21 protein-coding genes are annotated in these 25621 nt (G+C 66.5%); 8 read left to right on the forward strand and 13 right to left on the reverse strand.

What is annotated here, in order from left to right:
• Nucleotides 1-7 precede the first annotated feature (7 nt).
• The 7 genes from nuoH to PotMrB4_RS10920 all read right to left on the reverse strand — a co-directional run bounded on the left by nuoH (nt 8) and on the right by PotMrB4_RS10920 (nt 8595).
• Nucleotides 8-997: an NADH-quinone oxidoreductase subunit NuoH gene (nuoH, locus tag PotMrB4_RS10890; protein ID WP_107329200.1), complete on the reverse strand. Its 990-nt coding sequence runs from the start codon at nt 995-997 to the stop codon at nt 8-10.
• Complete coding sequence (gene nuoG, locus PotMrB4_RS10895) at nt 994-3717, reverse strand: NADH-quinone oxidoreductase subunit NuoG (protein WP_172433248.1); 2724 nt, start codon at nt 3715-3717, stop codon at nt 994-996. Before nuoG ends, nuoH begins: the two co-directional genes overlap by 4 nt.
• A gap of 96 nt (nt 3718-3813) precedes the next feature.
• Nucleotides 3814-5160, reverse strand: coding sequence for an NADH-quinone oxidoreductase subunit NuoF (nuoF, locus tag PotMrB4_RS10900; RefSeq protein ID WP_044405816.1), 1347 nt, complete (start codon nt 5158-5160; stop codon nt 3814-3816).
• On the reverse strand, nt 5157-5648 hold the full coding sequence (gene nuoE, locus PotMrB4_RS10905; RefSeq protein ID WP_172433249.1) for an NADH-quinone oxidoreductase subunit NuoE: 492 nt from the start codon (nt 5646-5648) through the stop codon (nt 5157-5159). The genes nuoF and nuoE overlap by 4 nt, the downstream gene beginning before the upstream one ends.
• Before the next feature lies 1 nt (nt 5649).
• Nucleotides 5650-7431: an NADH-quinone oxidoreductase subunit C/D gene (nuoC, locus tag PotMrB4_RS10910; protein ID WP_172433250.1), complete on the reverse strand. Its 1782-nt coding sequence runs from the start codon at nt 7429-7431 to the stop codon at nt 5650-5652.
• 62 nt (nt 7432-7493) lie between these two features.
• Nucleotides 7494-8171, reverse strand: coding sequence for a NuoB/complex I 20 kDa subunit family protein (locus PotMrB4_RS10915; RefSeq protein WP_044405811.1), 678 nt, complete (start codon nt 8169-8171; stop codon nt 7494-7496).
• 10 nt (nt 8172-8181) lie between these two features.
• Nucleotides 8182-8595 carry an NADH-quinone oxidoreductase subunit A gene (locus tag PotMrB4_RS10920; RefSeq protein WP_044405810.1) on the reverse strand — a complete coding sequence of 138 codons (414 nt, stop codon included), beginning with the start codon at nt 8593-8595 and terminating at the stop codon, nt 8182-8184.
• A 565-nt stretch (nt 8596-9160) separates the two neighbouring features.
• Here PotMrB4_RS10920 and PotMrB4_RS10925 point away from each other — a divergent pair.
• Nucleotides 9161-10555 (forward strand): pectin acetylesterase-family hydrolase, encoded by a 1395-nt coding sequence (locus PotMrB4_RS10925; protein ID WP_172433251.1) that lies wholly within the window; start codon nt 9161-9163, stop codon nt 10553-10555.
• Nucleotides 10556-10588: 33 nt separating this feature from the next.
• On the opposite strand, the gene PotMrB4_RS10930 is transcribed toward PotMrB4_RS10925, so the two are convergent.
• The 5 genes from PotMrB4_RS10930 to PotMrB4_RS10950 form a co-directional block, all read right to left on the reverse strand.
• Nucleotides 10589-11242, reverse strand: a complete 654-nt coding sequence (locus tag PotMrB4_RS10930) for a hypothetical protein (RefSeq protein WP_172433252.1) — start codon at nt 11240-11242, stop codon at nt 10589-10591.
• 34 nt (nt 11243-11276) lie between these two features.
• Nucleotides 11277-11777: a DUF4442 domain-containing protein gene (locus PotMrB4_RS10935; RefSeq protein ID WP_044405807.1), complete on the reverse strand. Its 501-nt coding sequence runs from the start codon at nt 11775-11777 to the stop codon at nt 11277-11279.
• A 104-nt stretch (nt 11778-11881) separates the two neighbouring features.
• A complete protein-coding gene (locus PotMrB4_RS10940; protein WP_172433253.1) occupies nt 11882-13891 on the reverse strand; it encodes a PhoX family protein in 2010 nt (669 codons plus the stop codon).
• Nucleotides 13892-13996: 105 nt separating this feature from the next.
• Entirely contained in the window at nt 13997-14578 is a 582-nt protein-coding gene (locus tag PotMrB4_RS10945; RefSeq protein ID WP_172433254.1) for a murein L,D-transpeptidase catalytic domain-containing protein, read from the reverse strand.
• 143 nt (nt 14579-14721) lie between these two features.
• Complete coding sequence (locus PotMrB4_RS10950; protein ID WP_164707328.1) at nt 14722-14898, reverse strand: hypothetical protein; 177 nt, start codon at nt 14896-14898, stop codon at nt 14722-14724.
• Between the two features lie 181 nt (nt 14899-15079).
• Here PotMrB4_RS10950 and PotMrB4_RS10955 point away from each other — a divergent pair, with 181 nt between their 5' ends.
• From PotMrB4_RS10955 to PotMrB4_RS10965, 3 genes are read left to right on the forward strand one after another with little or no spacing between them, the layout of a single operon-like run.
• On the forward strand, nt 15080-16150 hold the full coding sequence (locus PotMrB4_RS10955) for an HlyD family secretion protein (RefSeq protein WP_107329192.1): 1071 nt from the start codon (nt 15080-15082) through the stop codon (nt 16148-16150).
• Entirely contained in the window at nt 16150-18876 is a 2727-nt protein-coding gene (rbbA, locus tag PotMrB4_RS10960) for a ribosome-associated ATPase/putative transporter RbbA (protein WP_172433255.1), read from the forward strand. The genes PotMrB4_RS10955 and rbbA overlap by 1 nt, the downstream gene beginning before the upstream one ends.
• Nucleotide 18877: 1 nt before the next feature.
• Nucleotides 18878-20002 (forward strand): ABC transporter permease, encoded by a 1125-nt coding sequence (locus PotMrB4_RS10965; RefSeq protein WP_172433256.1) that lies wholly within the window; start codon nt 18878-18880, stop codon nt 20000-20002.
• A 73-nt stretch (nt 20003-20075) separates the two neighbouring features.
• Here PotMrB4_RS10965 and PotMrB4_RS10970 read toward each other — a convergent pair whose 3' ends face one another.
• Nucleotides 20076-20987, reverse strand: coding sequence for a LysR family transcriptional regulator (locus PotMrB4_RS10970; RefSeq protein WP_172433257.1), 912 nt, complete (start codon nt 20985-20987; stop codon nt 20076-20078).
• Between the two features lie 120 nt (nt 20988-21107).
• Here PotMrB4_RS10970 and PotMrB4_RS10975 point away from each other — a divergent pair, with 120 nt between their 5' ends.
• The 4 genes from PotMrB4_RS10975 (at nt 21108) to PotMrB4_RS10990 (ending at nt 25618) form a co-directional block, all read left to right on the forward strand.
• The gene (locus tag PotMrB4_RS10975; protein ID WP_069560239.1) at nt 21108-21803 is read left to right on the forward strand and encodes a CoA transferase subunit A; all 696 of its coding nucleotides are present in this window, start codon (nt 21108-21110) and stop codon (nt 21801-21803) included.
• 30 nt (nt 21804-21833) lie between these two features.
• Nucleotides 21834-22490 carry a CoA transferase subunit B gene (locus PotMrB4_RS10980; RefSeq protein WP_044405779.1) on the forward strand — a complete coding sequence of 219 codons (657 nt, stop codon included), beginning with the start codon at nt 21834-21836 and terminating at the stop codon, nt 22488-22490.
• A gap of 105 nt (nt 22491-22595) precedes the next feature.
• A complete protein-coding gene (locus PotMrB4_RS10985; RefSeq protein WP_172433258.1) occupies nt 22596-23774 on the forward strand; it encodes an acetyl-CoA C-acetyltransferase in 1179 nt (392 codons plus the stop codon).
• A gap of 425 nt (nt 23775-24199) precedes the next feature.
• Nucleotides 24200-25618 carry a short-chain fatty acid transporter gene (locus PotMrB4_RS10990; RefSeq protein ID WP_172433259.1) on the forward strand — a complete coding sequence of 473 codons (1419 nt, stop codon included), beginning with the start codon at nt 24200-24202 and terminating at the stop codon, nt 25616-25618.
• Nucleotides 25619-25621: the final 3 nt, after the last annotated feature.

Genomic DNA, 25621 nt, shown 5'->3' on the forward strand with positions numbered 1-25621 from the left:
CTTCTCCTTACTGGGCCGCGAGCACGACGGCGCCGGTCACCAGCAGGTTGATCAGGGTCAGCGGGAGGCAGAACTTCCAGCTGAAGGCCATCACCTGGTCATAGCGCGGACGCGGGATCGACGCGCGGAGCAGGATGAACAGCATGATGAAGAAGGCGGTCTTCAGGGCGAACCAGATGAACGGGATCTGCGGCAGGATGCCGAACGGACCGTGCCAGCCGCCGAAGAACAGGGTCACCAGCAGCGCGGACACCAGCACGATGCCGATGTACTCGCCGACGAAGAACATGCCCCATTTCATGCCGGCATACTCGATGTGGTAGCCGTCGGCCAGTTCCTGCTCCGCTTCCGGCTGGTCGAAGGGGTGACGGTGGGTCACGGCGACGCCGGCGATGAAGAAGGTACAGAAGCCGAAGAACTGCGGAATGATGAACCACAGGTGCTGGGCCTGGTATTCGACGATGTCGCGCAGGTTGAACGAGCCGACCTGGGCGACGATGCCCATCAGCGACAGCGCCAGGAACACCTCGTAGGAGACGGTCTGGGCCGAGGCGCGCAGGCTGCCGAGCAGGGCGAACTTGTTGTTGCTCGACCAGCCGGCGAAGAGCACCGCGTAGACGGTGATGCCGGCCATGGCGAAGAAGAACAGGATGCCGATGTTCAGGTCGGCGACGCCCCAGGTGGGGGTGATCGGGACCACGGCGAAGGCGATGAGCAGGGCGCTCATGGCGATCACCGGGGCGAGGGTGAAGATCATCTTGTCGGCGAACGGCGGGGTCCAGTCTTCCTTGAAGAACATCTTCAGCATGTCGGCGGCGATCTGGAACATGCCGAACGGGCCGACGCGGTTGGGACCGTAGCGGTCCTGCCACCAGCCCAGCAGGCGCCGCTCGATGAAGCTGAGCAGGGCGCCGCAGATGACCACGGCGAGCAGGATCACCACGGCCTTGATCACCGCGATGACGATGTCGATCAGCTCGGGAGTGAGCCAGCTCATTGCGCGGCCTCCTGCAGCAGGGTGACGGTGGCACCAGCCAGCGCGGCCGGCATGCCCGGCAGGCCGGCGGGCAGGCCCACCAGGCCGACGGCCAGCTCTTCGCGTACTTGCAGCGGCAGGCGCAGGGCCTGGCCGTTGACCCGTACGGTCAGTTGCGCGCCATCGTTCACGCCGAGGCGGTCCGCCTCATCCTTGGCCAGGGCCACGTAGGCCTCGGGAATGCGTGCCTGGATCGGCGCGGCGCGGGAGGAGTTCTCCTCGCTGCCGAACAGGTGATGCAGCGGGACGACCTGCCAGGTGCCCTGCGCCGGGTTGAACGGCGCGGCGACGGCGAACCAGGGCAGGGCATTGCCCTTGGCTTCGATCAGGCGTACGCCCGGATCACCAGCACGCAGGTGGCCGCCCACTTCGTCCTGGAACTTGTTCCAGGCCTGGGGCGAGTTCCAGCCCGGGGACCAGGCGAACGGGATCTGCTGACGGGGCTCGGCGCTGCCGGCGTAGCCTTCCATGGAGAAGGCGAACGGGGAGTCCTGGTCCTGCGGTTGGCGGGGCTCGTGCACGCTGATGTTGGCGCGCATGGCGGTACGACCGCTGTAACGGTGCGGTTCGCGTGCGAGCTTGAGGCCCTTGATGCGGAACGAGGCGCTCGGGGCGGCATCACGGATGCCGGCGAGCAGCGGGGAGGTCTCGGCGCAGGCGCTGGTGACCTGGTCCAGCTGGGTCCAGTCGACCGGCTTGCCTTGCAGGGTGCTGTGCAGGGCGTGCAGCCAGCGCCAGCCCTCGCGAACGAGGATGTTGGCGTCGTAGTAGCTCGGCTCGAACACCTGGAAGAAGCGCTGGGCACGACCTTCCTGGCTGACCAGGGTGCCGTCGCCTTCGGCGAAGGAGGCGGCCGGCAGCACGAGGTGGGCGCGCTCGGTGGTGGCGGTCTGCTGGTGATCGGCGACGATCACGGCCTTGGCTGCGGCCAGGGCGGCGTCCACCTTGGCGGTTTCGGCGCGGCGGTAGAGGTCGTTCTCGAGGATGACGACCGCGTCGGCCTGGCCGGAGGTCAGGGCTTCCAGGGCGGCGTCCACGGATTTCCCACCGAGCTCTTCACCCAGGAGCATGGCCAGGCCCATGCTGTTGGCTTCCGGTACAACCAGGCTGATGGAGCCATTCTTCTCGCGGTTCTTCAGGGCGCTGGCGATGTTCGCGGCGGCTTCGATGAGGGTTTTTTCGCCCAGGGAAGCACCGGAGACGATCAGCGGGCGCTTGGCGGCCAGCAGGGCGTCGGCAATGCGCTGGACCAGCTCGCGGGCCTCGGCCTCCAGCCCGTCCACGGCGGGTGCGCTCGGGTCGATGGCGTGGGCCACGGCGAAGCCGATACGGGCCAGGTCAGCCGGGGCGGCATGCACGCTTTCGGTGGCTACGTCGTCGAGGCGGGTCTCGGTGACGCTGGCGATGAACAGCGGGTTCAGGGCGTGCTGGGCGACGTTCTGCACGGCTGCCATGTGCCAGTCCTGGATCTTCATCGAGGCGGCGATTTCGGTGGCCTTGCCCTTCACTGCCTGGCGCAGGGCCAGTGCCACGCGTGCTGCGGTCTGGGTGAGGTCTTCGCCGAGGACGAAGACGGCGTCGTGGTCTTCGATCTCGCGCAGGGTCGGCACCGGCAGCGGGCCGTTCTGCAGCACGTCGCGGATCAGGCGGAGGTTGGCCAGCTCACCGGCGGCGATGCCGGAGTAGTAGTTGGCCTCGCCCACCAGCTCACGCAGGGCGAAGTTGCTTTCCAGGCTGGCACGGGGCGAGCCGATGCCGATGACGCGCTTGCCCTTGAGCAGTTCGGCAGCCTTGTCCAGCGCTGCGTCGATGCTCAGCGGAGCACCTGCCAGCAGCGGCTGGCGAGGACGGTCTTCGCGGTTGACGTAGCCGTAGCCGAAGCGGCCGCGGTCGCAGAGGAAGTAGTGGTTCACCGAGCCGTTGAAGCGGTTCTCGATGCGGCGGATCTCGCCGTAGCGCTCACCGGGGCTGATGTTGCAGCCGCTGGAGCAGCCGTGGCAGATGCTCGGGGCGAACTGCATGTCCCACTTGCGGTTGTAGCGCTCGGAGTGGGTCTTGTCGGTGAATACACCGGTGGGGCAGACCTCGACGAGGTTGCCGGAGAATTCGCTCTCCAGCGTGCCGTTCTCGACGCGTCCGAAGTAGACGTTGTCGTGGGCGCCGTAGACGCCCAGGTCGGTGCCGCCGGCGTAGTCCTTGTAGTAGCGCACGCAGCGGTAGCAGGCGATGCAGCGGTTCATCTCGTGGGCGATGAACGGGCCGAGCTCCTGGTTCTGGTGGGTGCGCTTGGTGAAGCGGTAGCGACGGGCGTTGTGGCCGGTCATCACCGTCATGTCCTGCAGGTGGCAGTGACCGCCTTCCTCACACACGGGGCAGTCGTGCGGGTGGTTGGTCATCAGCCATTCGACGACGCTGGCGCGGAACTGCTTCGCCTCTTCGTCTTCGATGGAGATCCAGGTGTTGTCAGTGGCAGGGGTCATGCAGGACATGACGAGGCGACCGCGTTTGTCGTTCTCGTCGGTGTACTGCTTGACCGCGCACTGGCGGCAGGCGCCGACGCTACCGAGCGCCGGGTGCCAGCAGAAGTAGGGGATGTCGAGTCCGAGTGACAGACAGGCCTGCAGGAGGTTGTCTGCACCATCGACTTCGAGCGTCTTGCCGTCTACGTGGATAGTGGCCATGGTTCAGTCTTCATCTGCCCGTTACCGGGCTTGGCTAATGGAATCTGGTTGCGATCGGGGCCGCTTGTGGCGGCCGCCAACCGTCGGAACTGGCTCTTATGCGCCGACCACTTCGGGTCGGTTCGCCGGTGCGTTGCGGGCAATGCCTGCCTCGAACTCCGGTCGGAAATACTTCAGTGCGCTACCCAGCGGCTCGACGGCACCCGGTGCGTGGGCGCAGAAGGTCTTGCCTGGGCCGAGGAAGTTCACCAGGCCCTCGAGGGTCTCGAGGTCGCCGGCCTGTCCTTCGCCACGCTCGAGGGCGCGCAGGACCTTGACGCTCCAGGGCAGGCCATCCCGGCAAGGGGTGCACCAGCCGCAGGACTCGCGGGCGAAGAACTCTTCCATGTTGCGCAGCAGCGAGACCATGTTGATGCTGTCGTCCACGGCGAGTGCCAGGCCGGTGCCCATGCGGGTGCCGACCTTGGCGATGCCGGCGGCGTACATGGAGGCATCCAGGTGCTCGGGCAGCAGGAAACCGGTGCCGGCACCGCCGGGCTGCCAGGCTTTCAGCTTGAAGCCGTCGCGCATGCCGCCAGCGTAGTCCTCGAACAGCTCGCGGGCGCTGACGCCGAATGGCAGCTCCCAGAGGCCGGGGTTCTTCACCTTGCCGGAGAAGCCCATGAGCTTGGTGCCCATGTCTTCGCTGCCCGGACGGGCGAGGGATTTGTACCAGTCCACGCCGTTGGCAACGATCGCCGGGACGTTGCACAGGGTCTCGACGTTGTTGACGCAGGTGGGCTTGCCCCAGACGCCGACGGCGGCGGGGAAGGGCGGCTTGGCACGCGGGTTGGCGCGGCGCCCTTCGAGGGAGTTGATCAGCGCGGTTTCTTCACCGCAGATGTAGCGGCCGGCGCCCGTGTGGACGAACAGCTCGAAGTCGAAGCCCGACCCGAGGATGTTCTTGCCCAGCAGGCCGGCGGCCTTGGCTTCGTCGATGGCGCGGTTGAGGTTGCGGGCGGCGTCGACGTACTCGCCACGCAGGAAGATGTAGCCGCGGTAGGCCTTGAGCGCGCGGGCGCTGATCAGCATGCCTTCCACCAGCAGGTGGGGCAGTTGCTCCATCAGCAGGCGGTCCTTCCAGGTGTTGGGCTCCATTTCATCCGCGTTGCACAGCAGGTAGCGGATGTTCATGGATTCGTCGGCGGGCATCAGGCCCCACTTCACGCCGGTGGGGAAGCCTGCGCCGCCACGGCCCTTGAGGCCGGAGTCCTTGACCTGCTGGACGATGTCGGCCTGGGCCATCTCGCCCAGTGCCTTGCGCGCGGCGGCATAGCCGTTCTTCTGCTGGTACTCCTCCAGCCAGACGGGCTGGGCGTCGTCACGCAGGCGCCAGGTCAGCGGGTGGGTTTCCGCGCTGCGCTGGATGCGGTTCGACGGACCGATGGAGGTGAGGGTCTTCATTGATAGGCCTCCAGCAGTTGCGAGACGCCGTCGGCGCTGACGTCGCCGTAGGTGTCGTCATCGATCATCAGGGCCGGTGCCTTGTCGCAGTTGCCGAGGCAGCACACCGGCAGCAGGGTGAAGCGGTTGTCGGCGGTGGTCTGGCCAAGGCCGATGCCGAGCTGTTCCTGGATACGGCCCAGCACGGATTCATGGCCACCGATGAAGCAGGTCATGCTGTCGCACACACGGATCACGTGGCGGCCGACCGGCTGGCGGAAGATCTGGCTGTAGAAGGTGGCAACGCCTTCGACGTCGCTGGCAGGGATGCCGAGGATCTCGCCGATGGCGTCGGCAGCGCCGTCCGGCACCCAGCCGCGCTCCTTCTGGACGATCTTGAGGGCTTCGATGGACGCCGCGCGCGGGTCCTCGTAGTGGTGCATCTCGTGCTCGATGGCCGAGCGTTCGGTTTCGCTGAGGACGAAACGGTCGGTCTGGATAATGCTCATGTCAGCGGTCCACGTCAGCCATAACGAAGTCGATACTGCCCAGGTAGGCGATCAGGTCGGCCACCATGCTGCCGCGGATCACCGAGGGGATCTGCTGCAGGTGGGCGAAGCTGGGCGTCCGGATCCGGGTGCGGTAGCTCATGGTGCTGCCATCGCTCGTCAGGTAGTAGCTGTTGATGCCCTTGGTCGCCTCGATCATCTGGAAGGCTTCGTTGGCCGGCATGACCGGGCCCCAGGAAACCTGCAGGAAGTGGGTGATCAGGGTTTCGATGTGCTGCAGCGTGCGCTCTTTCGGTGGCGGCGTGGTCAGCGGGTGGTCGGCCTTGTACGGGCCTTCCGGCATGTTCTTCAGGCACTGGTCGATGATGCGGATGCTCTGGCGCATCTCTTCCACGCGGACCATGCAGCGGTCGTAGGCGTCACCGTTGTGGGCCAGCGGGACTTCGAACTCGAAGTTCTCGTAGCCAGAGTAGGGGCGGGCCTTGCGCAGGTCGAAGTCACAGCCGGTGGCGCGCAGGCCGGCACCGGTGGTGCCCCATTCCAGGGCTTCCTTGGTGTTGTACTGCGCAACGCCGATGGTGCGGCCTTTGAGGATGCTGTTCTGCAGGGCAGCCTTGGTGTATTCGTCCAGGCGCTTGGGCAGCCAATCGACGAACTCCTTGACCAGCTTGTCCCAGCCGCGCGGCAGGTCATGGGCGACACCGCCGATGCGGTACCAAGCCGGGTGCAGGCGGAAGCCGGTGATGGCTTCGATGACCTTGTAGGCGCGTTGGCGGTCGGTGAAGGTGAAGAACACCGGGGTCATGGCGCCCACGTCCTGGATGTAGGTGCCCAGGAACAGCAGGTGGCTGGTGATGCGGAAGAACTCCGCCAGCATGATGCGGATGGTGTCGACCTTCTGCGGTACCTGAATGCCGGCGAGCTTCTCGACGGCCAGTACGTACGGCAGGTTGTTCATCACCCCGCCGAGGTAGTCGATGCGGTCGGTGTAGGGGATGAAGCTGTGCCAGGACTGGCGCTCGGCCATCTTCTCGGCGCCACGGTGGTGGTAGCCGATGTCCGGGACGCAGTCGACGATCTCTTCACCGTCCAGCTGCAGCACGATGCGGAAGGCACCGTGGGCGGAGGGGTGGTTGGGGCCGAGGTTGAGGAACATGTAGTCCTCGTTCTCGCCCTGGCGCTTCATGCCCCAGTCCTCGGGGTTGAAGCGGGCGGCTTCTTCCTCGAGCTGCTGCTTGGCCAGCGTGAGGCTGAAGGGGTCGAATTCGGTGGCGCGCGCCGGGTAGTCCTTGCGCAGCGGGTGACCCTGCCAGGTCGGCGGCATCATGATGCGGGTCAGGTGCGGGTGCCCGGTGAAGGTGATGCCGTAGAGGTCCCAGACTTCGCGTTCGTACCAGTTGGCATTGGGCCAGATCCTGGTGACGCTGGGCAGGTTGAGGTCGCCCTCGGACAAGGCGACCTTGATCATCACGTCACTATTACGTTCCAGCGAGATCAGGTGGTAGAACACCGTGAAGTCGGCGCCCGGCAGGCCGCGGCGCTGGGTGCGCAGACGCTCGTCGACGCCATGCAGGTCGTACAGCATGACGAAGGGGCGGGGGGCGTTGCGCAGGAAGGACAGTACTTCGACGAGTTTTTCGCGGGGGACCCAGATCACCGGCATGCCGGTGCGGGTTGCCTGGATGGTGAAGCTCTCGGCGCCGAAGCGGGAGTTCAGCTCAACGACGACATCTTGGTCGTCAGCCTTGTAAGGCGGAATAGACAGAACGGTGTCTGCAGTCATGGTCTCGGTCGCTTTCGGTCAACGTACAGAGTGAAACGGGCCTTCTCGTGGAAAGACCCGTATCAGACTTCGTCGGGGCTGCGCAGGTTGGTGACCTGAATACGCTGTTCGCGGCGCTGTTCCTTCTGCGACGGCATTTCGGCACGGTAGATGCCTTGGTCGCCGACGACCCAGGAAAGCGGGCGGCGCTCCTGGCCGATGGATTCCTGCAGCAGCATGAGGCCTTGCAGGAATGCCTCCGGGCGGGGAGGGCAGCCAGGGATGTACACGTCCACGGGGAGAAACTTGTCCACACCCTGGACCACCGAGTAGATGTCGTACATGCCACCGGAATTGGCGCACGAGCCCATCGAGATCACCCACTTGGGCTCCAGCATCTGCTCGTAGAGGCGCTGGATGATCGGCGCCATCTTGATGAAGCAGGTGCCGGCGATGACCATGAAGTCAGCCTGGCGGGGTGATGCACGAATGACTTCGGCACCGAAGCGGGCGATGTCGTGGGGCGCGGTGAAGGCGGTGGTCATCTCCACGTAGCAGCACGACAGACCGAAGTTGTACGGCCACAGGGAGTTCTTGCGACCCCAGTTGACCGCGTTGCTCAGAACATCCTCGAGCTTGCCCATGAAGATGTTCTTGTGGACCTGATCTTCTAGCAGAGGGTCAGTGACGACCTCCCGCTCGCCGATCGGGTACTGCTCGTTGGGAGCAGTCGGATCGATCCGAGTAAGTTTGTATTGCATTGCCAAAGCCTCATTGTTTTAGCTTCGCCTGCCGATTACGACGACCTTCGGGGGCCCAGTCGAGGGCTCCGATGCGCCAGAGATAGGCAAGACCTGCCAACAGAATTGCTATGAAAATGGTGGCCTCGATGAGCCCGGCCCATCCGCTTTCGCGAACAGATACGGCCCATGCGAAGAGAAAGAGGGCTTCGACGTCGAAGATCACGAAGAGCATCGCGACCAGATAGAACTTGGCGGAGAGGCGGAGGCGGGCGCTGCCGGTGGGGAGCATCCCGGATTCGAAAGGGTCGTTCTTGGCGCGGCCGAAGGCGCGGCTACCGAGGAGGGCTGAGACGCCGAGCATGAATGCGATCAGGCCGAACACGCCCAGCAGGAAAACAGCGAAACCCCAGTTATGGGACAGGATGGCAGTGGCTTCCGACATGCCCGAACTCCTTCTACAAGGAACGGCGTTCACTCGTGTTATTAGGGTTATGCCGGAGCAGAAGCACCCGGCAATCTATTCGAACAATTTTATGCCCGTAAGGGGGAACAAGTAAATTTTTCAGGTCGAAAAATTAACTCCGAGGGCAGTAAAAGGACCTTGTACTGCTATGAAAGCCATATGGGCCGCGGGTTTCAGTTTTTTGTTAGGCCTTGGTCGGATTGCGTCGCTATGCCGCAGCGGCAAGTTAGATGGCCTGTAGTTGATATTCATTCTCGTTTGACTGGAGAATATTTAATCACTACCTAATTAATCCTACAGAGGCGACTAAAAGTTACCGGTGCATTAGCGCCAACTACTACAAAGGTAGCGGTTTCTATCCCGAATAATTCTGGCAGCGGCTTATTGAGGCACTCTGAATGCTGTACTAGCGTACCAGCTGCGCTTTTTCAGAGCGTTTCCCCTGTTTCCCGGCGGTACTCAGGGGGTCAATCGGACCCCCATGTCCTCGGCCTTTCCGGGCTTGGTGGTCTCATCAAAACATCAAGAAAAGAGGGAACTGCCCATGAGGCTCGCTACGCGCCTGCGCTGCAGCATCATCTTGTTGTCCTGCCTGTTGCCAACCTTCCAAGCCCACGCCGAACTCGGTGACTACGGTGCCTGGAAGACACTTCTCAACCTGACCTCTCCGCCCAAGGCTGATAACCCCGTGCGGGCCGAGCAGCGCGTTGGCCCCTACCCGATGCTGGCCAACCCGGCCGGTTTCAGGTCCGGCTTCACGCCGACGGCCTACTTCGCCTGGCAGACCGTCCAGCTTGCACCGGAGACCGGGGCGGTATGCGGTGACGGCTCACCCTACAAGTTCTTCGTCAACCGGATGCCGAACACCAGCAACACCCTGATCTACATGGAAGGCGGCGGCGCCTGCTGGGACTACGCCAGCTGTTCCGGCCAGGCCGGCATCCGCGGCGCGCGCAACCCCAATGGCATTCCGGATGACTACATGAAGCTGGCGAACCCCCAAGCCAGTCTGGTCAGCCCCTTCGTCGTGCGCCTCCACCCGTACTCCCGGGTGAAGACCCAGGGCTGGAACATCGTCTACATCCCCTATTGCACCGGTGACCTGTATGCCGGCGACAAGGTAGCGGTCTATGACGATCCGAGTGGGAAGAAGCCTCCCCTGGTCTGGCACCACAACGGCTTGCGCAACGGCCGGGCAGTGCTCGGCTGGCTGAAGGACAACCTGGAGCGCCCCGGTCAGATGCTCTCCACCGGCTGCAGTGCCGGCGGTGCGGGCAGCCTGATCAGCCACTCGGTGCTTCGCCAGGACCTCGCGCCGGATCGCGGCTTCCTGATCGACGACTCCGGGCCGGTCTTCAGTGCTGCCGTGGGCGGCGACAGCCAGACTTACCCCTCGCTGCCGCTGCAGAACCTCATCCGCAGCGCCTGGGGGCTTGACCAGGGGCCACTGCAGTTCCTGCAGTCGCGCCTGCCGGGCGTGAGTCTCTCCAACCTGGGCAGCCTCTACCCGGCCCTGGCGGCCAACTTCCCGGGGGACCGCCTGGGTCACACGCACTTCTGGCAGGACCTGAACTACTCGTCCTATTCCTATGAGCGGTTCTACCCGGAAATCGCCAATGCCCCGGACAAAGCCACCAAGGAGGCGCTGATCAAGGCCAAGTGGCAGGTGGACACTGCGCGCCTGCGCGACACCCTGGCCAACCTGCCGAACTTCGGGGGCTACTTCCCGCAGTACCGGGCCCTTAACGAGAGCCACTGCACCACCATCGTCGACTTCGCCAACGGCGATATCCAGGAGCAGGGTCTGGAACTCAGCCACTTCATCGACAACGTGCTCAATGGCCAAGGTCCGGTGCTGGACGCCTCCGAGCTCAGCGATGAGGCGGACCGAGCCAAGCCCAACAACCTGATCTACGATGCCATCAACAAACTGCTCTGAACCCGCCGGGGCGCCTTGCGCGCCCCGGTCACCTCACCGATAGGCCTGCTCCCGGGCCTCCTGCAGCCGCTGGCGCAGGTACTCGTTGCGAGACAGGCCATCCGGTATCGCCTCCAACGCCATCACTTCCTCGACGATGCGTTTCTCATCCTGCTTGTAGCGCTGGAACTGCGGTGAAGGCTGCTGCGCCAGTGCTTTCTCGCGGGCCTCGCTGGCCTCCTGGTAGCGGCGGAGCAGGGCGTTTGCACGGCTCTTCTGCTCCTCCGGATCGCTCTCGGTCGCCTGGATCAGCGCGATCTGCAGCATCAGCGATTCGCTCGCCGCCAGCTCGCCTCGTGCCTCGCGCTCCTCCAGCCCCTTGCGCAACCGCTCGGCTTCCGCTTCCCGTTCCGCCTCCGGCAACTGGGAGGCCTTGTCGAAGAAGCCCCGGTACTCGCTGTCGAACGCCAGGCGTTTGGAGTAGGCATCCACCCGCGTCGGATCCACGGCTGGCTTGGTCTCTGTCTCTGCTTTTGGTGGTTGCTCGCCAGGCTGTTCGGCGCGGGCTGTTGCGGGGGCGCTGGCGGTTGGTGCCGCTGCAACGGGAGCAACTGCTTCGGTATCCGCTTGCAGGCGCCAATAGAGGGTGGCGCTGGCCGTCGTAATCGCGAGCGCGATGGCGCTCAGCAGCAGTGTCTTGTTGGGCATCGTGCCTCCTGCATGGTGTGAAATGCCGGGAAGCTTAGTCGACGCGATCCTTCCTACGCGGCACCCAGGCCCAGACCATCTGGCAGCGGATCGGCTCGGCACCGCTCTCGTCGGTCACGCGCACCTCCACGGTCACCTCGCCCTTTTCCTCGTCTTCGATCTGGCGCAATTGCTCGGGTGAAAGCCGCGCCTCGGCCCTGAGGCCGCCACTCGCCCGCCGCAGGTAGTCCACGTGCAGGGTGCGGATCAGCGGAATGCGGGTGTCCGGCACGCTCATGCCCACCAGGATGCCCGTCGCCGACTCCGCCAGCAGCGCCATGGCAGCGGCGTGCACCCCGCCGATGTGGTTCTGCACGCGCTTGCGATTGGCCAGGCTCATCACCGCCCGGTCGCGGCCCAGGTGGTGGACGCGGATGCGCCCGGTGCCGGCGAACTTCACCTGGCTGCCGATCAGCAGGCTCAGCAAGGGTGTGTGCAGTGCAGCAGGGAGGCGGGTGATCAGCCAGGTGGCTTTGGCGAGGCGGTTGGTCGGCATGGCGAGGCTCGTGGTGAGTGAGCCGCCAGTCTCCCAGTGTCAAAAGGGACCGGCCATTGCTGGCCGGTCGGAGTGCCCTGGCAGTTCGGCCAGTGGCGGAGGGGTCAGAGGATGCGCCGACGGTCTTCTCGGGTGATCACCACCGTCGCCGAGCGCGGCCGGCGGCCCGGGCCGTCCGGCCAGGTGCTGGTCAGGTTGGTCGGGGTCGAGCCCTCGCCCGGGTGCTGGATGTTGACGAACAGCGTGCGGAAGTCCGGCGTCGCCGTGATCCCGGTGATCTCCGCGCCCAGCGGTCCCACCAGGAAGCGTTTCATCTCCCCGGTGCGCGGGTCCGCCACCAGCATCTGGTTGTTGCCGAACGGGCCGGATGCCAGCTGGCTGCCGCTCATGTCGGTCTGGATCCACAGGCGGCCGTCCTCGTCGAACCACAACCCGTCCGGGCTGGCGAGGATGGTGCCGGCGTCCAGCGGCTGGCCGTTCGGGCCACTGCTGTCGCTCTGCGGGCCGGCCAGCAGGAACAGGTTCCAGTTGAAACGTGCGCCCGCGTAGTCACGGCTCTGCTCGCGCCAGCGGATGATGTGGCCGTAGGCATTGTTCGGGCGCGGGTTGGGTGCGTCCGGCGTGGTGCGCGCGGTGTTGTTGGTCAGGGTGAAGTACACCTCGCCGTTGTCCGGGTTCACCGCGCCCCATTCCGGGCGGTCCATCTTGGTCGCGCCCACGGTGTCGGCAGCCAGGCGGGTGTTCACCAGTACATCGCCCTGGTCGGCGAAGGTCACGCCGGCCTTCTGGCAGGCCTGCTGGAAGGCCGGGTCGTTGATGTCCAGGGCCAGCCACTGGCCGCTGCCATCGGCGTTGAAGCGCGCCACGTAGAGCGTGCCGTCGTCCAGCAGGCGATGGTTGCGCTTGCCCGGGCGGAAGGTGTCGCGGCTCACATACTTGTAGATGTACTCGTTCTGCGAGTCGTCGCCGGAGTAGCAGACCACCCGGCGCCCTGGTTTCACCGGCGCGAAGATCAGGCCCTCGTGGGCGAAGCGGCCCAGGGCCGTGCGCTTGATCGGCGTGGAAGTGGGGTCGAACGGGTCGATCTCCACGATCCAGCCGAACTGGTTCGGCTCGTTGCGGTAGTCGCCCTTGGCATCGGCGGCCTTGCGGGTCGCGTCGAAGCGCTCGAACTCATCGCCCGCCAGTGTTTCCCAGCCGAAGCGGCTGGTGTTGCGCAGGCCATAGCGCTTCAGTTCGCGGGGCAGGTCGGCGTCGCGGGTGGCGAAGTAGCCGGCCCAGTTCTCCTCGCAGGTCAGGTAGGTGCCCCAGGGGGTGAAACCGTTGGAGCAGTTGTTCTGGGTACCGCGCGACTGGGTGCCGTCCGGGCTGTAGCGGGTCTGCATCAGCGCGTGCCCGCGTGCCGGGCCGCTGATGCGCATCGGTGTCGCCGCGGTGATGCGACGGTTGCGCGGGCTGGGCACTACATTCCACTCGCCACGCACGTCACGGCGGATCTCCACCACCGACACGCCATGGGCGTTGATCTCCTTGCGGACCTCCTCGGCGCTGGTGCGCTTGCCGTTCACCACGGTCGGGCCGTTCGGGTGCAGCAGCGGCGCGTCGATGTACTCGTGGTTCAGCACCAGCAGGCCGTGGTCCGAACGTATCCCGAAGCCATGGCGGGCATCGATGGGGAAGAAGTGCATGCCGTCGTGGTGCATGCCGGTCTGCTCGGCCTGGTCCTGGGCGCTGTTGCTGGCGTCATCGGCGAAGGCCGGGTAGCGGCCGGTGATGGGCGTACCCCAGGGAATGAACGCGGTGGCCTTGTAGCCCGGCGGCACCGTCACGGTGTCGGCGCGGCCGGTGGGAATGCCCTCGAAGCCCAGGCGCTTGCGCGGGCGGAAGGGGAAGCCCAGGCCGCGTGCCTCGGCCTCGATCTCGGTGGCCTGGGCCTGGCCGGGCAGGCTCACGCCAAGGAAGGCGAGGGCGCCCAGGGTGGCGCCACCGGCCAGCACCTCACGGCGCTTCAGACCGGCGATCAGGTCATTGATGTGCAGGTTGTCCGAGCCGTTGCTGGGCAGCTCGTCGCCGTTGCCGAACAGCACGGCGGTGTCGTTGTTTTCGTGGTTCAAGGCATGTCTCCATACGGGCGAATCGACGGAGACCTGACGCTAAAGCCCAAAAGCGACCGGAAAATGACAGCGCAATCCAGCAGCGTGAGCCGGTACGCAGAATCGTCAGTGCGGACCGATGGCGAAGATCAGCGCACCGCCCTGCAACTGGCGGATCACCCGGTCACGGTCGGCGCTGGCCAGCACCAGGCAGCCGTTGCTACGGCCCGCCACACCGTGGGCCTCGATGAAGTCGCGTTCCATGTAGTCCCGCGCATGCACCACGATGGCCCGGGCCATCGCATTGCGGTTGCTGCGGCTCAGCCCCTCCAGGCGCATGGAGAGGCCGTGGCCCGGGGCCTCGCTCTGGAACACCTCGGTCGTGCGGAACACCCCGAGTGAAGACGCCAGGCTGCCCGGCCGATCGGAAAAACGCTCCGCGTAGCCATCGTGGTCCGCGTCCGAGCCGCGCCCGTGGGCCACGCGAAACCGCCCCAGCAGCGCGTGGCTGCGCCGCTCGAACAGCAGGAAGCGTGGCTCGCTGGAGCGCTGGCCGTAATCGACGACGGCGAAGTGCGGGTGGTGATCGCGGCGAAGCCGCTCTAGGATTCCAGGCAGTTCGCGCGCCGGCACCCACTGGCGCAAGTCGTCGGCCAGGGCGGCAACAGGCAAGAGCAACAGCAGGAGGACGGCGAGGGATCGGCGCATGGGGCGGTCTCGTTGGAGCAGCCGCCACTAAACCCCGGAGTCACGGAGGACGCAAGATGAGGGACAGGTATCGACGCGGTCAGCCAGGGATCGAAGGCCGCATCCAGGCGACCCGCAAGGGGTCGCCGGTGGGGCACGGAGTGTCAGCGCTTGCCCATGGAGCGGCGCGAGCCGCGCGGCGGCATGCCGGGGCGCTGGCCACGGTCGTGGCCTTTCAGGGTCTGGTACCAGGGCAGGTTCTGCTTCGGCTTTTTCTCCGTCGCCTCGGTGCTGGTCTCGGGGGCGGCCGGGGCGTCGGTGTCTTGAAGGGTGTCGTTCATACAAGGTCCATGGCGCCTTGGCGCCGGTCACTGGAAAGTCTGGCCGATCAGGCCGGGCGCCATCATATCGCAAGTCGCTGGAAGCGCCCTCATCCTCGACGGAGGCACCCTGACCTGTATCAAGGTGATTTCCGTGGAGTTATCGGATGATCCCCACCATCACAAGGAAATGGACTGAAAAATGAAGCAGCCAAGCAAACAGGTTCGAGGCTGGATCGTCACCGCGCTCGTGGTCGCCGCGCTCGGCGCCGGCGCCTGGTGGGTGCTGCGCCCGGTCGGCCTGGGAGAGGGCTTCGCCAGCGGCAATGGCCGCATCGAGGCCACCGAAGTGGACGTGGCCACCAAACTGGCCGGCCGCGTGGCCGAAATCCTCGTGGACGAGGGCGACTTCGTGAAGACCGGCCAGGTGGTCGCGCGCATGGACACCCAGGTGCTCCAGGCCCAGCTCGCCCAGGCCGAAGCCCAGGTGCGCCAGACCGAGAACGCCCGCCTCACCGCTCAGGCCCTGGTGGCCCAGCGGCAGAGCGAGCAGGCCACCGCCGAAGCCGTGGTCGGCCAGCGCGAGGCCGAGCTGACCGCCGCCAGCAAGCGCTTCACCCGTACCGAGGCTCTGGTCAAGCGCAATGCCTTGCCCCAACAGCAACTGGACGATGACCGCGCCGTGATGCAGAGCGCCCAGGCCGCCCTGGCCGCCTCGCGCTCCCAGGTGGTCTCGGCCAAGGCCGGCATCGAAGCCGCCCGTTCCCAGGTGATCGAGGCCGAATCCGCCATCGAAGCCGCCCGCGCCTCCGTCACCCGCCTGGCGGCCGACATCGAGGACAGCCTGCTCAAGGCCCCGCGCGACGGCCGCGTGCAGTACCGCGTCGCCCAGCCCGGCGAAGTGCTGGGGGCCGGTGGCAAGCTGCTCAACCTGGTGGACCTGGGCGACGTCTACATGACCTTCTTCCTCCCCGCGCCCCAGGCCGGCCGCGTCACCCTCGGCTCCGAAGCGCGACTGGTGATCGACGCCGTGCCGCAGTACGTCATCCCCGCCAAGGTCTCCTACGTCGCCAGCGTCGCCCAGTTCACCCCCAAGACCGTGGAAACCGCCAGCGAGCGTGAAAAACTGGTGTTCCGCGTCAAGGCCCGCATCGACCCGGCGCTGCTCAAGCAGCACATCACTGCCGTGAAGACCGGCGTACCCGGCATGGCCTACCTCAAGCTGGATGAAGCGGCCACCTGGCCCGAGCACCTCGAAATCAAGGTGCCCTGATGGAGGCCGTCAGCCACGTGGCGCAGCTGAGCGGGGTCTCGCTGCGCTACGGCGACACCTTCGCCCTGAACGATGTCGACCTGGCCATCCCCGCCAACTGCATGGTCGGGCTGATCGGCCCCGACGGCGTCGGCAAGTCCAGCCTCCTGGCGCTGCTCTCCGGCGCCCGGCGCATGCAGGACGGCAGCATCCGCGTGCTCGACGGCGACATGCGCTCGGCCCGTCATCGCCGCGCCATCTGCCAGCGGGTCGCCTACATGCCCCAGGGGCTGGGCAAGAACCTCTACCCGACGCTCACCGTGTTCGAGAACGTCGACTTCTTCGGACGCCTGTTCGGCCATGACCGCGCCGAACGCGAACGGCGCATCGACGACCTGCTGCGCAGCACCGGGCTCGACCCCTTCCGCGAACGGCCCGCCGGCAAGCTCTCCGGCGGCATGAAGCAGAAGCTCGGCCTGTGCTGCGCGCTGATCCACGACCCCGACCTGCTGATCCTCGACGAGCCCACCACCGGCGTCGACCCGCTGTCGCGCAACCAGTTCTGGGAACTGATCGGGCGCATCCGCCAGGGCCGCGAAGGCATGAGCGTGCTGGTGGCCACCGCCTACATGGAAGAGGCGGACCGCTTCGACAGCCTGGTGGCCATGGACGCCGGCCGGGTACTCGCCACCGGCACCCCGGCCGAGATCCGCCAGCGCACCGGCTGCGACACCCTCGAAGAAGCCTTCATCGCCCTGCTGCCCGAAGAGAAGCGCAGCGGCCACCACCGCCTGAGCATCCCGCCCCGCGAGCGCGGCAACGGCGAGATCGCCATCGAAGCCGAAGGGCTCACCTGCCGCTTCGGTGATTTCGTCGCCGTGGACCGCGTGAGCTTCCGCATCGAGCGCGGCGAGATCTTCGGCTTCCTCGGCTCCAACGGCTGCGGCAAGTCCACCACCATGAAGATGCTCACCGGCCTGCTGCCGGCCAGCGAAGGGCGCTGCGCCCTGTTCGGGCAGGATGTCGACGCCAGCGACCTGGCCACCCGCCGGCGGGTCGGCTACATGTCCCAGGCCTTCTCTCTCTACGGCGAACTGACGGTGCGGCAGAACCTCGAACTGCACGCCCGGCTGTTCCACCTCCCGCCCGAGCGCATCGGCCCGCGGGTGGACGAAATGCTCCAGCGCTTCGACCTCGACGGCGTGCAGGACGAGCTGCCCGAAGGCCTGCCACTGGGCATCCGCCAGCGCCTGTCGCTGGCCGTGGCGGTGATCCACGGTCCCGAGCTGCTGATCCTCGACGAACCCACCTCCGGCGTGGACCCGGTGGCCCGCGACGGCTTCTGGGAGCTGATGATCGACCTCTCGCGCAACGACGGCGTCACCATCTTCATCTCCACCCACTTCATGAACGAAGCCGAGCGCTGCGACCGCATCTCCCTCATGCACGCCGGGCGCGTGCTGGACAGCGACACCCCCGCCGGCCTCATGGCCAAGCGCAACCTGCTCACCCTCGAAGCCACCTTCATCGCCTACCTCGAAGAGGCCGCCGGCATCAGCGGCCAGCCGCCCCAGGCCGCACCGGTGCTGGCAAAGGGCGGGGAGAGCGCGAGCAAGGACCGGGGTTTCAGCTTCGCCCGCCTGTTCAGCTACGCCCGGCGCGAAAGCATGGAGCTGCGCCGTGACCCGATCCGCCTGACCCTCGCGCTGCTGGGCACCGTGCTGCTGATGTTCATCATCGGCTACGGCATCAGCATGGATGTCGAAGACCTCTCCTATGCCGTGCTCGACCGCGACCAGACCACCACCAGCGAGGCCTATGCCCTCAACCTGGCCGGCTCGCGCTACTTCATCGAGCGCGCACCGATCCACGACTACGCCGAACTGGACCGGCGCATGCGCAGTGGCGAGCTGAGCCTGGCGGTGGAGATCCCGCCGGGCTTCGGCCGAGACCTCAAGCGCGGCGCCCGGCCCACCGTCGGCGTGTGGATCGACGGTGCCATGCCCACCCGTGCCAACACCGTCAAGGGCTACGTGCAGGGCCTGCACCTGGAGTACCTCGCCGAGCTGGCGCGGCGCTCGCCCTCCGGCGGCTACACCACGGCAGTCACCACCGAAGTGCGCTACCGCTACAACCCCGACGTGGAGAGCCTGGAAGCCATGGTGCCGGCGGTGATCCCGCTGCTGCTGATCATGATCCCGGCCATGCTCACCGCCCTCGGCGTGGTACGCGAGAAGGAGCTGGGTTCCATCACCAACCTCTACGTCACGCCGGTCACCCGCCTGGAGTTCCTCCTTGGCAAGCAGCTGCCCTACGTCGCCATGGGCATGATCAACTTCCTGCTCATGGTGGCCCTGGCCGTGGTGGTGTTCGGGGTGTCCCTCAAGGGCAGCTTCGTCACCCTGGTGCTGGCCGCACTGTGCTACGTCATCACCGCCACCGGGCTCGGCCTGCTGCTGTCCACCTTCATGCGCAGCCAGATCGCCGCCGTGTTCGGCGTGGCCATCGCCACCATGGTCCCGGCGATCCAGTTCTCCGGGCTGATCCACCCGGTGTCGTCCCTGGAGGGGGCAGCCGCCCTGGTCGGGCAGGCCTACCCGGCCACCCATTTCCTCATCATCAGCCGCGGGGTGTTTTCCAAGGCCCTGGGGTTCAGCGACCTGGCCGGTTACTTCGTGCCCCTGCTGATCACCATCCCCGTGCTGCTCGGCCTCAGCGTCCTGTCGCTGAAGAAACAGGAGGTCTGACATGGGCAGCCTGAGCAACATCCTGCAACTGGGGCTCAAGGAGTTCCGCAGCCTGCAGCGTGACTACGCCATGCTGGCGCTGATCCTCTGGGCCTTCAGCATGGGCGTCTACAGCTCCGCCACCGGCCTGCCGGAAACCCTCCACCACGCGCCCATCGCCGTGGTCGACGAGGACCGCTCGCAGCTCTCCAACCGCCTGGTCAATGCCTTCCAGCCGCCGTACTTCCGCACGCCCGAGCTGATCGACCAGGCCGGCATGGACCGCGGCATGGACACCGGCCGCTACACCTTCACCCTCGACATCCCGCCGGACTTCCAGCGCGACGTGCTCGCCGGGCGCAACCCGGTGGTGCAGCTCAATGTCGATGCCACGCAGATCGGCCAGGCCTTCAGCGGCGCCGGCTACGTGCAGAACATCATCTTCACCGAGGTCAACGAATTCGTCGCCCGGCACCGGGGCCAGCAGGCCATGCCGGTGGAACTGGAGATGCGCACCCTGTTCAACCCCAACCTCACCCAGGCCTGGTTCGGCGGGGTTATGGAGGTGATCAACCAGATCACCATGCTCTCCATCATCCTCACCGGCGCCGCGCTGATCCGCGAGCGCGAACACGGCACCGTCGAGCACCTGCTGGTGATGCCGCTCACCGCCTTCGAGATCATGCTGGCCAAGGTCTGGTCCATGGGGCTGGTGGTGCTGGTGGCCACCGCGCTGAGCCTGGTGTTCGTGGTACGCGGCTGGCTGGCCGTGCCCATCAGCGGCTCGCTGTCGCTGTTCCTGGTAGGGGCCGCGCTGCACCTGTTCGCCACTACTTCCATGGGGATCTTCCTCGGCACCGTTGCCCGCTCCATGCCGCAGCTCGGGTTGCTCACCATCCTGGTGCTGATGCCGCTGCAGATCCTCTCCGGTGCCACCACCCCGCGCGAGAGCATGCCGGAGCTGGTGCAGCACGTGATGCTGATCGCCCCCACCACCCACTTCGTCGCCCTGGCCCAGGGCATCCTCTACCGTGGCGCCGGCCTCGACATCGTCTGGCCGCAGTTCCTCGCCATCCTCGCCATCGGCAGCGCCTTCTTCCTCGCCGCCCTGCGGCGCTTCCGCGCCACCATCACGCAGATGGCCTGAGTCTCTCTCTTCGCATTGGTGTCAGGCAATCGCCCTACCACCGCTGATAGAGGTGAGGGCGGTTGCTTTCAGGTTATGGGCGCGCTGGGGTCAACTGGTGTTCCCAATCGCGCAGGTGCAGCAGGACGTCGGCCAGGGCCTGGGCGGCGGTGGAGAGTTGGTGGCTGGCGAGGCGCAGCAGGCCGACGCGGCGTTCCACTTGCGGGGTGTCGAGGGGGACGCAGCGGGCGCCCAGTTCTTCCATCTGCTGGATGCACAGGCTGGGGACGGCGCTGACGCCCAGGCCCTGGGCGACCATGCGGCCGACGGTGACCAGTTGGTGGCTTTCGAAGGCGACGGGCAGGTGGCCGTGGCGGGCGGCGACGCTGTCTTCCAGCAGCAGGCGCACGGCCGAGGGGCGTTGCAGGGTGATGAAGGGCTCGCCCAGCAGCTCCGCCCAGCTCACCGTGTCGCGTTCGGCCAGCGCGCAGCCGGCCGGCACCACGGCGACGAAGCGGTCGCTGTAGAAGGGGGTGAAGGCCAGGCCTTCCAGGCTCGACGGCTCGAAGGCGATGCCCAGTTCCACGCGGTGGCTGCGCACCATTTCCAGTACCTGTTCGTTGATCACGTCGTGCACGGCGACGTTCACCTTCGGGTGGCGGTCGCGGAACGCCTTCAGCGCCACCGGCAGCAGGTTGCTGGCGAAGGAGGGCATGGCGGCGATGGCGACCTTGCCCAGTTGCAGGGTGAAGTGCTGGTGCAGCAGCTCTTCGGCGTCGTCCCAGTCGGCCAGCAGGCGCCGGGCGATGGGCAGCAGGGTCTCGCCCTCGGGTGTGAGGGCGACGCTGCGGGTGGTGCGCACCAGCAACTGCCCGCCGAGGGATTCCTCCAGGGTCTTGATCGCCAGGGAGAGGGCCGGCTGGGACAGGTGCAGGCGTTCGCAGGCCTGGGCGAAGCTCAGGCTCTGGGCGACGGCAAGGAAGGCACGCAGTTGCTTGACGGTCATTTATCAGAATTTCGGATCAATGCTGAGGAAAAACAAAATTAACAAATGAGTTCGTGCGGGTGAAGCTGCATCCCACTCACCGGCCGGCAGGCCAGGCAGAACAACAACAGAGGATCAGCGATGAGCGGACTCGACAAGCGTGTAGGCAGTTACGCGGAAGCCCTCGACGGGCTCACCGATGGCATGACCGTCCTGGCCGGGGGCTTCGGTCTCTGCGGCATTCCGGAGAACCTGATCGCCGAGATCCGGCGGCGCGGGGTGCGTGACCTCACCGTGGTCTCCAACAACTGCGGCGTCGATGGCTTCGGCCTGGGCGTGCTGCTGGAGGACCGGCAGATCCGCAAGATGATCGCCTCCTACGTGGGCGAGAACGCGCTGTTCGAGCAGCAGCTGCTCTCCGGTGAGCTGGAGGTGGAACTCACGCCCCAGGGCACCCTGGCCGAGAAGCTGCGCGCAGGCGGCGCCGGCATCCCGGCCTTCTACACCGCCACCGGCTACGGCACCCCGGTGGCCGAGGGCAAGGAAGCGCGCCAGTTCAACGGCCGTCACTACATCCTCGAACCGTCCATCACCGGTGACTTCGCCATCGTCAAGGGCTGGAAGGCCGACCATTACGGCAACGTGATCTACCGCCACACCGCGCGCAACTTCAACCCGGTGGTGGCCACCGCCGGGCGCATCACGGTGGTGGAGGTGGAGGAGATCGTCGAGCCGGGCGAGCTGGACCCGGCGCAGATCCACACCCCGGGCATCTATGTCGACCGCATCATCCAGGGCTCCTTCGAGAAGCGCATCGAAAAGCGCACCACTCGCTGACCACGACACGACGAATCCGAGGAAACCGACATGGCACTGACCCGCGAACAGATGGCCCAGCGCGTGGCCCGCGAACTGAAGGACGGCTACTACGTGAACCTGGGGATCGGCATCCCCACCCTGGTGGCCAACTACGTGCCCGAGGGCATGGAAGTGATGCTGCAGTCCGAGAACGGCCTGCTGGGCATGGGCGCCTTCCCCACCGAGGCGGAAGTGGACGCCGACATGATCAACGCCGGCAAGCAGACCGTCACGGCGGTCAAGGGTGCGGCGATCTTCGACTCCTCCGAGTCCTTCGCGATGATCCGCGGCGGGCACGTGGACCTCACTGTGCTGGGGGCGTTCGAGGTGGACGTCAACGGCAACATCGCCTCCTGGATGATCCCCGGCAAGCTGGTCAAGGGCATGGGCGGCGCGATGGACCTGGTGGCCGGTGCCGACAACATCATCGTCACCATGACCCATGCCTCGAAGGACGGCGAATCCAAGCTGCTGCGCCATTGCAGCCTGCCGCTGACCGGGTGCGGCTGCATCCGCAAGGTGCTCACCGACCTGGCCTACCTGGAGATCGAGAACGGCACCTTCATCCTCCGCGAGCGCGCCCCCGGGGTGAGCGTGGAGGAGATCGTCGCCAAGACCGCCGGCCCGCTGGTGGTGCCGGACGATGTGATCGAAATGAGCTTCTGATTACCCTGCCGCCCCGACGCGCCGCCACCACGCATGGCGGTTCCCGGGGCGGTTTTTTATTGACCGGCCAGGCCCGTCGTGGCGTGGCCGAGAGGAGGAATCGACATGCAAGACGTCGTCATCGTTGCCGCCACCCGTACCGCCGTCGGCAGCTTCCAGGGCTCGCTGGCCAACATCCCCGCGCCGGAGCTGGGCGCCGCTGTGATCCGCCAGTTGCTGGCCCAGACCGGCCTCGACGGGGCCCAGGTAGACGAGGTCATCCTCGGCCAGGTGCTCACCGCAGGCTCCGGCCAGAACCCCGCCCGCCAGGCCGCCATCCTCGCCGGGCTGCCCCACGCGGTGCCGGCCCTGACCCTGAACAAGGTCTGCGGCTCCGGCCTCAAGGCCCTGCACCTCGCCGCCCAGGCCATCCGCTGTGGCGATGCCGAGGTGGTGATAGCCGGCGGCCAGGAGAACATGAGCCTCGCCCCCTACGTGATGCCCGGTGCCCGCACCGGCCTGCGCATGGGCCACGCCAAGCTGGTGGACACCATGATCCAGGACGGCCTGTGGGACGCCTTCAACGACTACCACATGGGCATCACCGCCGAGAACCTGGTGGAGAAGTACGGCATCAGCCGCGAAGCCCAGGACGCCTTCGCCGCCGCCTCCCAGCAGAAGGCCTGCGCGGCCATCGAAGGTGGGCGTTTCAAGGATGAGATCACCCCCATCCTGATCCCGCAGAAGAAGGGCGAGCCCATCGCCTTCGCCACCGACGAGCAGCCCCGCGCCGGCACCACCGCCGAATCCCTGGCCAAGCTCAAGCCGGCCTTCAAGAAGGACGGCAGCGTCACCGCCGGCAACGCCTCCAGCCTCAACGACGGCGCCGCCGCCGTGCTGCTGATGAGCGCCGACAAGGCCAAGGTCCTCGGCCTGCCGGTGCTGGCGCGCATCGCCAGCTACGCCAGCGCCGGTGTCGACCCGGCGATCATGGGCATCGGCCCGGTCTCCGCAACCCGCCGCTGCCTGGAGAAAGCCGGCTGGAACCTCGGCGAGCTGGACCTGATCGAAGCCAACGAAGCCTTCGCCGCCCAGGCCCTGTCCGTGGGCCAGGAGCTGGGCTGGGATGCGAGCAAGGTCAACGTCAACGGCGGCGCCATCGCCCTCGGCCACCCCATCGGCGCCTCCGGCTGCCGCGTGCTGGTGACCCTGCTGCACGAGATGATCAAGCGCGATGCGAAGAAGGGCCTGGCAACCCTGTGCATCGGCGGCGGGCAGGGCGTGGCCCTGGCCATCGAGCGCTGATCCCCTGCCGGGCCGACGCCCCGGTCGGCCTGGCCACACGCTTGTTCACGCAACGCTCCGCGCACCTGCGCGGGGCGGGACGTACCACGCCCTGGCGTGGTGTCGTCGTTTCAGACCTACAGGGCATCTCTAGAAACGTAGGCGAGGCCGTCAGCGCAAGGCGCAACGACCAACGGGAGTAACAGCCGAAGGCTGGCCCGAAGGGCGCGTATCAGCGCGTCAAACAGGCGAAAAAGCGCAGTTTACGTGCGGTAAATGAGCATTTTGATCGGACTCGCGCACGAGGCTGTTTTTAACGCCGCGATGACAACGCAGGTAGTTTTTAGAGGTGCCCAACAGGGGGCGAAGACCCCGAGCCGCTCCACCCCTATCCAGTGCCGGTGCCCTCCATGCCTGGCCGACAAGAACAACAGTGAGGTAGACCGATGGTCACGCAACTCCAAGAAAGCCGCTCCGCCCGTTTTGCCATGCGGTGCTCCGCCTGGGCCGAGCGCTGGTTCCCCGATTCCTGGGTCTTCGCCGCCGCGGCCGTGATGCTGGTGACCCTGGCCGTGCTGGCCATGGGCGCGCCTGCCAGCCAGGCGGCCAAGGCCTTCGGCGACGGGTTCTGGAGCCTGATTCCCTTCACCATGCAGATGGCCTTCGTGGTCATCGGCGGCTATGTGGTCGCCAGCTCCGGGCCGGCGTCGAAACTCATCGACTGCCTGGCGCGGGTGCCGAAGAACGGCCGCTCGGCGGTGGCCTGGGTGGCGCTGGTGTCCATGCTCGCGTCGCTGCTCAACTGGGGCCTGTCCCTGGTGTTCGGCGGCCTGCTGGTGCGGGCCCTGGCACGCCGGGAGGAGCTGAAGATGGACTACCGCGCCGCCGGTGCGGCGGCCTACCTGGGCCTGGGCGCCGTGTGGGCGCTGGGCCTGTCTTCGTCGGCGGCGCAGTTGCAGGCCAACCCGGCCAGCCTGCCGCCGTCGATCCTGGCGATCACCGGGGTGATTCCGTTCACCGAGACGATCTTCCTCTGGCAATCCGGGGTCATGCTGCTGGCGCTCATCGTGGTGTCCCTGGTGGTGGCCTACATGACCGCGCCGAGTGCCGCCAATGCCCGTGACGCCAAGGCCTGCGGGGTGGACCCGAGCTTCACCGCGCCGCGCCAGGCCAAGCCGACCCGTCCGGGGGAGTGGCTGGAACACAGCCCGCTGCTGATCATCCTGCTGGTGGCCCTGGCCGGCGGCTGGCTGGCCCAGGAGTTCGCCAGCAAGCCGGCGATCACCGCCATCTCCGGCCTCAACACCTACAACCTGCTGTTCATCATGGCCGGCGCGCTGCTGCACTGGCGCCCGCGCAGCTTCCTCGACGCCGTGGCCCGGGCGGTGCCGACCACCACCGGGGTGCTGATCCAGTTCCCGCTGTACGGCTCCATCGCCGCGTTGATGACCACCGTGAACGGCAGCGACGGCCAGACCCTGGCGCACCACATCTCCACCTTCTTCGTGCAGATCGCCAGCCACGACACCTACGCGCTGCTGATGGGCGTGTACTCGGCGGTGCTGGGCTTCTTCATCCCCTCCGGCGGCGGCAAGTGGATCATCGAGGCGCCCTACGTGATGCAGGTGGCCAACGACCTGCAGTACCACCTGGGCTGGGCGGTGCAGATCTACAACGCCGCCGAGGCGCTGCCGAACCTGATCAACCCCTTCTACATGCTGCCGCTGCTGGGCGTGCTGGGGCTGAAGGCGCGTGACCTGATCGGCTTCTCCTTCGTGCAGTTGTTGGTGCATGCGCCCCTGGTGCTGGTGATGCTCTGGGCGCTGGGGCGGACCCTGGCCTACATCCCGCCGGTGATGCCCTGAGGG

The organism is Metapseudomonas otitidis, from assembly GCF_011397855.1.
Classification (GTDB): domain Bacteria; phylum Pseudomonadota; class Gammaproteobacteria; order Pseudomonadales; family Pseudomonadaceae; genus Metapseudomonas; species Metapseudomonas otitidis.